This is a genomic window from Alteromonas sp. 4NH20-0104 (assembly GCF_057547795.1).
The window spans coordinates 128,855-140,196 of sequence record NZ_BAAJLP010000001.1 but is presented as its reverse complement, the minus strand read 5'-3'; the positions used below and the strand labels follow the sequence as shown (position 1 = coordinate 140,196).

The 11,342-nt window shown below is 48.3% G+C and carries 10 protein-coding genes; 9 read left to right on the top strand and 1 reads right to left on the bottom strand.

Features of this window, described 5'->3' with window-relative positions:
* Positions 1–105: 105 nt before the first annotated feature.
* On the bottom strand, positions 106–900 hold the full coding sequence (gene map / locus AC27IB_RS00640; protein ID WP_296048779.1) for a type I methionyl aminopeptidase: 795 nt from the start codon (positions 898–900) through the stop codon (positions 106–108).
* 402 nt (positions 901–1,302) lie between these two features.
* Here map and rpsB point away from each other — a divergent pair, with 402 nt between their 5' ends.
* The 9 genes from rpsB (at position 1,303) to bamA (ending at position 11,307) form a co-directional block, all read left to right on the top strand.
* Positions 1,303–2,031, top strand: coding sequence for a 30S ribosomal protein S2 (gene rpsB / locus AC27IB_RS00635; RefSeq protein WP_105935044.1), 729 nt, complete (start codon positions 1,303–1,305; stop codon positions 2,029–2,031).
* A 135-nt stretch (positions 2,032–2,166) separates the two neighbouring features.
* On the top strand, positions 2,167–3,039 hold the full coding sequence (gene tsf, locus AC27IB_RS00630; protein ID WP_487118185.1) for a translation elongation factor Ts: 873 nt from the start codon (positions 2,167–2,169) through the stop codon (positions 3,037–3,039).
* A 184-nt stretch (positions 3,040–3,223) separates the two neighbouring features.
* Positions 3,224–3,967, top strand: a complete 744-nt coding sequence (pyrH, locus tag AC27IB_RS00625) for a UMP kinase (RefSeq protein ID WP_487118183.1) — start codon at positions 3,224–3,226, stop codon at positions 3,965–3,967.
* A 20-nt stretch (positions 3,968–3,987) separates the two neighbouring features.
* Entirely contained in the window at positions 3,988–4,545 is a 558-nt protein-coding gene (frr, locus tag AC27IB_RS00620; protein ID WP_487118181.1) for a ribosome recycling factor, read from the top strand.
* 8 nt (positions 4,546–4,553) lie between these two features.
* Positions 4,554–5,339: a polyprenyl diphosphate synthase gene (uppS, locus tag AC27IB_RS00615; RefSeq protein WP_487118179.1), complete on the top strand. Its 786-nt coding sequence runs from the start codon at positions 4,554–4,556 to the stop codon at positions 5,337–5,339.
* A gap of 43 nt (positions 5,340–5,382) precedes the next feature.
* Entirely contained in the window at positions 5,383–6,246 is an 864-nt protein-coding gene (locus AC27IB_RS00610) for a phosphatidate cytidylyltransferase (protein WP_487118177.1), read from the top strand.
* Entirely contained in the window at positions 6,246–7,424 is a 1,179-nt protein-coding gene (gene ispC, locus AC27IB_RS00605; RefSeq protein ID WP_487118175.1) for a 1-deoxy-D-xylulose-5-phosphate reductoisomerase, read from the top strand. The genes AC27IB_RS00610 and ispC overlap by 1 nt, the downstream gene beginning before the upstream one ends.
* 3 nt (positions 7,425–7,427) lie before the next feature.
* Positions 7,428–8,780 carry a sigma E protease regulator RseP gene (rseP, locus tag AC27IB_RS00600; protein ID WP_487118173.1) on the top strand — a complete coding sequence of 451 codons (1,353 nt, stop codon included), beginning with the start codon at positions 7,428–7,430 and terminating at the stop codon, positions 8,778–8,780.
* A 52-nt stretch (positions 8,781–8,832) separates the two neighbouring features.
* A complete protein-coding gene (bamA, locus tag AC27IB_RS00595; RefSeq protein WP_487118171.1) occupies positions 8,833–11,307 on the top strand; it encodes an outer membrane protein assembly factor BamA in 2,475 nt (824 codons plus the stop codon).
* The last annotated feature ends 35 nt before the right edge of the window (positions 11,308–11,342 follow it).

Below are 11,342 nucleotides of genomic sequence, written 5' to 3'. Positions count from 1 at the left end.
ACCCAATGAATACTTCAGAACACTCTGTGAATTAATCCGCAGGGATTAACCCGGCACTTTTTGCCGCTTAAGCAAGCGAATGCCGCCCTGAGGCGGCATTAGCAATTAACTGTGGTGATAAACTCTCTCGAGATCTTCATCGTCCCGAAGGGTCAGCACTTCAACACCATCCTCGGTGACCAGCAGGGTATGTTCCCATTGTGCACTGAGGCTGCGGTCTTTGGTGACTACTGTCCACTGGTCGGGCAGTATTTTCGAATAGCGCTTACCGGCATTCACCATGGGTTCAATGGTAAAGCACATGCCGGGGACCAGTTCGTCACCGGTACCTGGACGGCCGTAATGAACGATTTGCGGCTCTTCGTGAAAGCCTGCTCCAATGCCGTGTCCGCAGTACTCGCGAACAATCGAATAATTGTGCGCTTCAGCGTGAGTCTGACAAATATGGCCAATATCGCCCAGGCGCATGCCGGGTTTGACTTCCTTGATAGCCTTATAAAGACATTCCTGAGTCACTCTCACCAAACGGTCGGCCATAATGCTGGGCTTACCTACCATAAACATTTTTGACGTGTCGCCGTGATAGCCGTCTTTGATCACAGTAACATCGACATTAACAATGTCGCCGTCCTTGAGCTTTTTATCAGCGGGAATACCGTGGCAGATAACATGGTTCACCGAAGTACAGATCGATTTAGGGAACGGCGGGTGTCCGTAATTAAGTGGCGCTGGAATCGCTTGTTGCTGGTTAACAATGTAATCGTGACAAATAGTATTAAGCTCTTCGGTTGTCACGCCTTTTTTAACGTGTTCGCCAAGCATCATTAATACTTCTGCAGCCAGCTTTCCGGCTACGCGCATTTTTTCGATTTCTTCAGCGGTTTTAATTATTGCTGCCACCTGAGTCCTCTTTATTTTAGACGGTTGAATAAATGACGGAATAAAGACTTGCTACTCGTTCGTCATTTTCAAAAGGCTGTATGTTAGCGAATACCGCTGCTTGTGTATAGCGCCTGTGGGGTTTAGCGTGCTTAAAATGGTGTGTTCAGCGCCTTGAAACCTAACTTTAACTTGAGATGGCGGGCGCTACATGGTATAAAGCGCGCGCTTTTTGAATTAACCGTGTCATTACTGTGGATTTTGTCCATATAAATGGCTGTGGTTACTTTATATAAGTACATTACTTAAATTAAAACACACATACACTGTGACTGCGTGTCGGGGTGTCTGCGTTACCTAGCCGGTGACAGCGGATCGATACAAAGGGTGTATGGAGGCCTAACCCCAATTGAGGAATTAAACATGGCAAACGTTTCTATGCGTGACATGCTGAAAGCCGGCGTGCATTTCGGTCACCAAACCCGTTACTGGAACCCTAAGATGAAACCTTACATCTTTGGCGCTCGTAACAAAGTTCATATCATCAATCTGGAAAAAACTGTTCCTTTATTCAACGAAGCTCTTAACTTCCTGTCTGGCGTTTCTGCCAAGAAAGGTAAAGTTCTGTTCGTTGGTACTAAGCGTGCAGCCGGTGATGCAGTAAAAGAAGCAGCACAGAAATGTGACCAATTCTATGTGAACAAGCGTTGGTTGGGCGGTATGCTGACTAACTGGAAAACTGTTCGTCAGTCAATCAAGCGTCTTAAAGACCTTGAGCAGCAAAGCCAGGACGGTACTTTCGAAAAGCTGACCAAAAAAGAAGCGCTGATGCTTCAGCGTGAAATGGACAAGCTGGAAAGCAGCCTGGGTGGTATCAAAGACATGGGCGGTCTGCCTGACGTATTGTTCGTAATCGATGCCGATCACGAGCACATCGCGGTAACTGAAGCCCGTAACCTGGGTATCCCGGTTGTATCTGTTGTTGATACTAACTCAAACCCAGATGGTGTTGATTACATCATCCCTGGTAACGACGATGCAATTCGTGCCGTTCAACTGTACTTAAACGCTGCTGCTGACGCAGTAAGCGCAGGTCGCAACAGCAACCTGGAAGTACAAGCTGAAGACGAGTTTGTTGAAGCAGCTGAGTAATCTGCTTGCTTAATCTGAGGCTCATCTGAGCCTCAGATTAGTTGTACCGATCGAATCTGATCGATGATTAAGAATTAATTAAGAGGGGCGTTCGCCCCTTTTACTCTGAATTTAAATATTGCTGAGGAATTGAAAATGGCAGTGACTGCAGCACTCGTAAAAGAATTGCGTGAGCGTACTGGCGCCGGCATGCTGGATTGCAAAAAAGCGTTAGTTGAAACTGATGGTGACATCGAACTGGCCATCGAAAACATGCGTAAGTCTGGTCAGGCGAAAGCCGCTAAAAAAGCCGGTCGTATTGCAGCTGAAGGTGTAATCCTGACTAAAGTTGAAGCAGGCAAAGCGACCATGCTTGAAGTTAACTGTGAAACAGACTTCGTAGCACGTGATGAAGGCTTCCTGGCGTTTGGTAACAAACTGCTGGACGTTGCTTTCGAAAAAGGCCTGAACGACATCGAAGAGCTGAACGCTTCTGAAATCGAAGGCGGCGTTGTTAGCGACGTACGTGACGCACTGGTTGCTAAAATCGGTGAAAACATCTCTCCACGTCGTGTACTGACTGTTGAAGGTGACAACTTAGGCGCCTACGTGCACGGTGGCCGTATTGGCGTAGTAGCTATCTTAACCGGTGGTGAAGAAGATCTGGCAAAAGACGTAGCAATGCACGTTGCGGCTTCAAGCCCGCAGTTTGTTAAGCCTGAACAGGTTCCTGCTGAAGTAGTAGAGAAAGAAAAAGCTATCCAAATCGAAATCGCGATGCAGTCTGGTAAGCCAGCTGAAATCGCTGAGAAGATGGTTGTTGGCCGCATGAAGAAATTCACTGGCGAAATCAGCCTGACTGGCCAGCCTTTCGTTAAAGATCCTTCTGTATCAGTAGGCGAATTACTGAAGTCTAACGGCGCTGACGTCGTTAACTTTGTTCGCTTTGAAGTAGGTGAAGGTATCGAGAAGAAGTCTGAAGACTTCGCAGCCGAAGTTGCTGCGCAAATGGCAGCTGCTAAGAAATAATTAGCGGTTTGACTTTTGCATTCGGCCAATGTCGGATACACTACGAGCACCTCTTCGGAGGTGCTTTTTTATAGCTGAAAAGGCTGAATCAGTGATATCCAAAGATGACGACCGATTAAGTCGGTTTGGCTCATAGTTTGTGTACAAAATATGACCCAAGCCGAATCAAGAGGAAAAAACAACAATGAGCATCGCACCAAAATCCGCCTACCGTCGCATCCTGCTTAAACTTAGCGGCGAAGCGTTAATGGGGAATGAAGGCTTTGGTATTGATCCCAAAGTGCTCGACCGCATGGCCCAGGAAATCAAAGAACTGGTAGAATTGGGTGTTCAGGTTGGACTGGTTATCGGCGGTGGTAACCTGTTTCGTGGTGAAGGACTCGCCAAAGCGGGTATGAATCGGGTGGTGGGTGACCACATGGGTATGCTGGCAACCGTGATGAACGGGCTGGCTATGCGAGACGCCCTGCATCGCGCCTTTGTTAATGCGCGTCTGATGTCTGCCATTCCTCTTAATGGCGTTTGTGATGCCTACAACTGGGCAGAAGCGATTAGCCTACTGAAGTCTGGCCGCGTGGTCATTTTCTCTGCCGGTACCGGCAATCCTTTCTTTACGACTGACTCAGCAGCATGCTTACGCGGCATCGAAATTGAGGCCGACGCTGTTTTAAAAGGCACTAAAGTTGACGGTGTTTACAGTGATGACCCGGTGAAAAACCCCGAAGCAAAGCTGTACTCGCAGCTGTCTTATCAGGACGTGCTGGAAAAAGAATTAAAAGTAATGGACCTGTCAGCCTTTACGCTGGCGAGGGATCACAGCTTACCTATCCGTGTGTACAATATGAACAAACCTGGTTGCCTGAAGCGGGTCGTCATGGGCGAACCTGAAGGCACTTTGATCGACCACGTCGAAAGCGTAACCGAATAAAAATACAGGAAGATATTACCGTGATTGATGAAATCGAATTAGATGCGCAAGAGCGCATGGAAAAAAGTATCACTGCGTTAAAAGGCCAACTGAGTAAAATCCGTACCGGTCGTGCGCATCCCAGCTTACTCGATGGTATTCAGGTGTCTTATTACGGTGCTGACACGCCGCTGCGTCAGTTAGCAAACGTTATTACCGAAGACAGCCGCACGTTAGCGTTAACCGTCTTTGATAAGAGCTCAATTCAAGCGGTTGAGAAGGCCATTATGCAGGCCGATCTGGGCTTGAACCCGATGAGTGCCGGCACCACAATCCGTATTCCACTGCCACCATTAACGGAAGAACGTCGTAAAGACCTTATTCGTGTGGTGCGAAACGAAGCCGAGCAGGGGCGGGTTGCTATTCGTAATATCCGTCGTGATGCCAACAGCGACATCAAAGAATTACTCAAAGAAAAAGAAATCAGCGAAGACGAAAGTCGCGCCGGTGAAGAAAATATCCAGACACTAACCAATGAATTTATCAAAAAAGTTGATAACATGCTGTCTGATAAAGAAACTGAGTTAATGGAAGTATAAATAAGATCATGTCGCGATCGCAGACTGACGAAGCAACGCTGGACGAAAGACTGGCGTTGCTGAATATGCCCAAGCATGTTGCCATCATTATGGATGGCAACGGCCGCTGGGCCAAAAAGAAAGGGAAGATTCGTACTTTCGGGCACCGTGCTGGTGTGGAATCAGTGCGCGCTGCTGTGCGCTTTGCACGCAAAAATGCCATCCAGTCACTCACGTTGTTTGCTTTTAGCAGCGAGAACTGGAAACGTCCGGAAGAAGAAGTCAGTGTTTTAATGGACCTGTTTAACCTGGTGTTAAACAGTGAAGCCAAACGATTAAATAAAAACGGCGTGCGATTAAAGGTGCTGGGTGATACCTCACGCTTTGACCGCAAGCTGGTTGATAAAATCAACAAAGCGGAAGCCATGACCGCCGATAATCAGGAGTTGGTTCTTAACATTGCGGCCAACTACGGCGGCCGTTGGGATATCGTTAATGCCGCCCGACAACTGGCTGATAAAGTACAGGATGGTAGTCTTACCGCCGGGCAGATTGATGAAACTGTTTTTGATCAGCACATGTCTACCCAGGGCTTACCCGAACTGGATTTGTTGATACGAACCGGTGGCGAGCATCGCATTAGCAACTTCCTGTTGTGGCAATGTGCCTACGCCGAGTTGTATTTTACCGATGTGCTGTGGCCTGATTTCAATGAAGAAGCCTTTTATCTGGCCGTTAAGGATTACAGTGAGCGTCAGCGCCGCTTTGGTCTTATTGGCGAACAAGTTGATACCACCGAGGTTGCAAACTCCTAATGACCGCCTGCTGCCAGCAATTTGCCTATAAAAGACCCATCGCATGTTAAAGCAACGAATTATCACGGCGCTGATTCTGGCGCCACTGGCCATTATGGCTATCTTGTTTTTGCCCATGAACATCTTTCAGTATGTTATTGCCGGTGTGGTTGCACTGGGCGGTTATGAATGGGCAAATATGTCGGGCATTACAGGCCGACCTTATAAGGTTGCCTTTGGACTGATTCTGCTCGCTTGTTGTCTCACCCTGATTAGCATTGTGGATGTTAACTTGATCTGGTCTCAGGGCGCGCTTAATGAGTTTTATCACTGGATCCTGTCGGTTGCGGCAGTCTGGTGGCTGGCTTCTTTCTTTATGATTCTGGCGTATCCGCGGTATTCTGCATTCTGGCGTCAAAGCTGGATAATTCGCTGTTTGTTTGGCCTGTTAACCCTTATTCCTACCTGGGTTGCTGTAATCGCCCTGCGTTCCAGTTTATATGACGTAGACACCTTCTATGGCGCGTCACTGATATTTTATGTGCTGGGGATTGTCTGGGCAGCCGATATCGGCGCTTTCTTTGTTGGCGTAAAATTTGGCCGCCACAAATTACGCCCAAATGTGTCGCCGGGGAAAACCTTTGAAGGCTTGTTCGGTGGCATCATGGCGTCTTTTGCTATTATTGCCTTTGCCGCGCTGCATTATCAGGTGGAATCCTCACGTATCTGGCTGCACTTATTGATTGGTGGCTTAACGGTTGGCGTATCCGCGCTGGGCGACCTCAACGAAAGTATGTTCAAGCGTTGCGCTGGCATCAAGGACAGCGGGCGTATTTTGCCCGGTCATGGTGGGCTGATGGATCGTATTGATAGCCTAACGGCCGCCTTTCCCGTATTTGCCTATTGCTACGTCACCTGGATGGCATAATGCAAACGGTTACGATTCTTGGTGCGACCGGTTCCATCGGTCAAAGTACACTGGATGTTATCAGCCGACACCCGGATTTATACCGGGTGTTTGCGGTCACGGGCCACCGCCAGATTGAAAAACTGGTCCAGCAGGCGAAGGCTTGTCATGCCAGGTTTCTGGTGGTTGCCAGCGATGCCGATTACGAGCAGGCCATTAAACTGGCTCAGGATTACGAACTGTCTTCCGAAGTGTTAAGTGGTAAACGAGCGCTGGAAGAGGTTGCCTCTGCGCCTGAAGTCGATTCAGTAATGGCCGCCATTGTTGGCGCTGCCGGTCTTGAACCGACACTTGCTGCGGTTAAAGCTGGTAAACGGGTTTTGCTGGCGAATAAAGAGTCGCTGGTGATGTCGGGCGCATTATTTATCGATGCCGCCAGCCAGTTCAAGGCTGAAATCCTGCCCATCGACAGCGAACACAACGCCATATTCCAATGTTTACCTGCAGATTTTGCCTACGGCGAATTAGCTGCGTCAGGGATCAGTAAAATTTTACTGACCGGTTCCGGTGGTCCGTTCAGAGAACGTGATCCGGCGACTTTTGCCAACATTACACCAGAGCAAGCTTGTGCCCACCCCAACTGGGATATGGGGCGGAAAATATCGGTAGACTCAGCCACTATGATGAATAAAGGCCTGGAGTTTATTGAAGCCTGTTGGCTCTTTGGCCTGCAGCCAGACGACATTCAGGTAGTCCTGCATCCTCAAAGTACCATCCATTCCATGGTGCAGTACATTGACGGATCCGTGGTTGCGCAACTGGGTAATCCGGATATGCGCACGCCAATTGCTTATGGATTAGGTTATCCAAAGCGCATTGAAGCCGGCGTGAAGCCACTGGATTTTGCTACCCTGAGTGATTTAAGTTTTGCAACCCCCGATAAACAGCGGTTTCCCAACCTGTACCTGGCTATCGAAGCCTGTCGAAGTGGCCAGGCCGCTACCACGCGTTTAAATGCCGCTAACGAAATTGCAGTAGCCGCCTTTTTAGACAATCGCATAAGCTTTAATCAAATAGCACAAATAAACGAGGAAATTCTAAATCGTTTTGAACCAACCGCGGTTTCGTCCATCCAACAAGTGCTTGAATTAGACAAACAGGCAAGACTGGCTGCATTAGCAATGGTAGAGGAAGGTTAGAGCGTGTTTGAATTTTTACGAAATGCCGGTGCTTTTATTATTGCTTTAGGTATTTTGGTTGCCGTACATGAGTGGGGGCATTACTACATAGCGCGTTTATGTGGAGTGCACGTAAAACGTTTTTCAATTGGCTTTGGTAAACCCATCTGGAGCCGAGTCGATAAGCATGGCACAGAGTTCGCCCTGGCTTCTATTCCACTCGGTGGCTACGTGCGAATGCTGGATGAGCGGATTGACGAAGTGCCTCCCGAAATGGCCTCGCAGGCTTTTAATAATAAGTCGGTGGGTAAGCGCATGGCTATTATTGCGGCCGGCCCCGGCGTAAACTTTATTTTCGCCGCCATTGCTCTGTACGCCATGTTTTTAATTGGCATAAGTACGATTAAGCCGGTGATTGGTGAGGTGACGCCTGACAGTATCGCCGCCAGAGCGGGCTTAACCGGCAACACGGAAATTACCGCGGTGGGCACACGAGCTACTCAGGACTGGGAAGCAGTTAACCTGGAGCTGATGTCGCACATTGGCCAGGACACTATGGCGATTACCGTCGTTTCAGAAGACGAAAGCGCCCGACAACGCGTTTTAGATATTGCCGGATGGAACTTTGATCCGGATTCGGAGTCTCCTTTACGCAGTCTGGGAATTTCGCCATTCAGGCCAGGAGCAACGTTAACCGTTGCTTACGTAGCCGAACAGACAGCAGCGAGTGCCGCCGGTCTTCAGCAAAACGATGTCATTGTGGCGCTGGACGGCAAACCGGTTACTGCGTGGGCTGATCTGGTGGCAGAAATTAAGAACCGCCCGGGCGAACAGGTAGAGATTCAGGTAAACAGGGCTGGTCAAACCTATGACCTTTCTGCCACAATTGGGCGCCGTGATACCCCTGAGGGGCAGGACGGCTACCTGGGAGTCAGTCCTTTTGCCGAACCATGGCCGGAAGGTTATGTGTTTACCCACCAGTACGGAGTGCTGGAAGCGGTGGGCAAAGCGGTCGATAAGACCTGGCGCTTAATGACCTTAAGTGTCGAAATGATAGGGAAACTGATTACCGGTGATGTATCAGTTAAAAACCTGAGCGGCCCGATTGCTATCGCGCAGGGCGCGGGTAACAGTGCAGGATATGGCCTGGTTTACTTTTTGAGTTTTCTGGCGCTAATCAGTGTGAATTTGGGGATAGTTAATCTATTGCCCCTGCCCATGTTAGATGGTGGTCACCTGATGTACTTTACCATTGAGTGGATTACCGGCCGCCCGGTACCTGAGGAAGTTCAGGAATGGGGATTTAGAATTGGTGCCATGCTGTTATTTACCATAATGAGCATTGCCATATTTAATGATATTACACGTTTGTCGTAAGAATGCAGACGTCAGCAAGAATAAGCGAACGCAGCAGGAAGAAAAAGAATAGATGAAGTTTAATCAGTTAGTAGTAGCCGGATTGTTATGCTCCAGTGCTAGCTTAGCCAACGCTGCTTCAGGCAACAGTGAGTTTGTCGTAGAAGATATCCGGGTTGAAGGCCTGCAGCGAGTTGCTTTGGGCGCCGCGCTAACCTATATCCCGGTGCAAAAAGGTGACGAAGTCAATTCATTTCGAATTACACAGTTGATTCGCTCGCTGTATTCGTCAACACACTTTGAAAATATTCAGGTATTGCGCGACGGTAACACGCTGGTCATTAAAGTGGCCGAACGTCCGACTATCAGTAACATTATTTTCGACGGCAACGACGACATAAAAGACGAACAGCTTCAGGAAAGCCTGGACGGCAGCAACATTCGGGTGGGTGAACCACTGGATAAAACCGTGCTGACCTCTATAGAAAACGGCCTGAAGGATTTCTTTTACAGTATTGGTAAGTACAACGCTGATGTCACAGCGATTATCACGCCACTGCCACGTAACCGCGTTGATTTAAAGCTATTGTTTGAAGAGGGCGATGCCGCCGATATCAAGCAAATCAACATCGTGGGTAACGAGCTGTTCTCAGACCAGGAATTGCTGGAAGATTTTGAGCTGCAGTTTAATACTGCGTGGTATGACTTTCTGTCTGAAACCCGTTACCAGCAGCAAACGCTGCAAGGCGATATGGAAACCCTGAGGAACTTCTACATGGACCGCGGTTACCTGCGTTTCAACGTGGATTCTACCCAGGTGGCCATGACGCCTGAGAAAGACGGTATCTACATTTCATTAAATGTTAGCGAAGGCGAGCAGTACACCATCTCTGAAGTAGAGCTGGTAGGTGAGATGCTGGGTCATGAAAACTACATCGAGCGGGTATTGCCCTTAACCCCGGGTGAGTTATACAACCAGGCAGAAGTGACCTATACCGAAGAGTTTATCAGTAAGTACCTTGGCCGCTTTGGTTATGCTTATCCTACGGTTACTACCGTGCCGGAGATTAACGATGAAGATAAAACCGTTAAGCTGACCCTGCGGGTGGATCCGGGTAAACGTATTTATGTTCGTCGGGTTAACTTTAACGGTAACACCATTACCGCCGATGAAGTGTTACGTCAGAACGTAGTGCAAATGGAAGGTACCTGGCTCTCCAACGATCTGCTGGAAAGCTCGAAAAATGCCATGTCGCGTTTAACCTACATGGAAGAAGTTGAATTTGAAACGGTGCGTATTCCTGGTAAAGACGATCAGGTCGATGTGCAGTTTAAAGTAAAAGAACAGCCGTCGGGCTCTTTCAATGCCGGCATCAGCTACGGTGACCAAACCAAGCTTGGCTTACAGGCGGGTATTCAACAGGATAACTTCCTGGGCACCGGTAAGCGTATCGGCGTTAATGTGAGTACTGTTTCGTACCAGAAGTCGGCACAGTTGTCTTATACTGACCCGTTCTTCACCATTGACGGGATCAGTCTGGGTGGAACAGTGTCGTTCAGTGAATTTGATGGTTCCAGCTTTAACGTTATTCAATATAACTCAAAGCGTTGGTCTGTAGGCGCTAACATTGGTTATCCCATTGACGAATTTAACCGTATTAACTTTGGCCTGACTTACTCTGATGTAGAATTGTCTAACCGGGGTTACTATGAGCAAACTAACCGTTTCTACGGTCAGTTTACTGATGATCAAAATCCGGATGCGCCAATTAACTATACCAGCCTGCAAAGCTCGGTATCCTGGAGTCGTAGCACCTTAAACCGAGGTTTGTTCCCAACTGCTGGTTCATCACAGCGTGCTTCATTCAGCATAACAACGCCGAATTCAGACGTGAACTTCTTCAAAACCATTTATGATGGCCGTTTTTACTTCCCGTTGAGCCGCGATCAGCGCTGGTCAGTACTGACTAAAGTAAGACTGGGCTATGGTAATGGTTATGGTGATATTAGCGGTGAAGATCAAATTCTGCCGTTTACTGAGAACTTCACAGCGGGTGGTGCGGACACCCTTCGTGGTTTTGAAAACAACACGGTAGGCCCGCGTGGTATACAGCGTGTAAGTGGTTCAAACTCGGTAACTTTACCGGATGGTACAGTTATTCCTGGTAGTCCAACGGGCGATTCCTATGTGCTGTCTCGTCGTAGTTTAGGTGGTAATGCCATGGCGCTTGGTAGCCTTGAGCTGATTACCCCTACACCGTTCGTCGAAGAAGATGCGTCTAACTCTGTTCGTACCAGTGTGTTCGTTGACGTGGGTAACGTTTGGGATACAGAGTTTGACTATAACGAATATCTGCAGTTAGATAACAGAGGTCGTGACGAACTGTTGGATTATTCTGATCCGACATTATTTCGCAGTTCAGCAGGTATTTCTGTACAATGGATTTCACCTATGGGCCCTATGGTCTTCAGCTTCTCGCGGGCACTTAAAGAACGTGAAGGCGATGATGCGAAATTCTTTACATTTAATATTGGTCAAACATTTTAATATTAGCTGGCACAGACCAGAAAATAAAAGGAGCA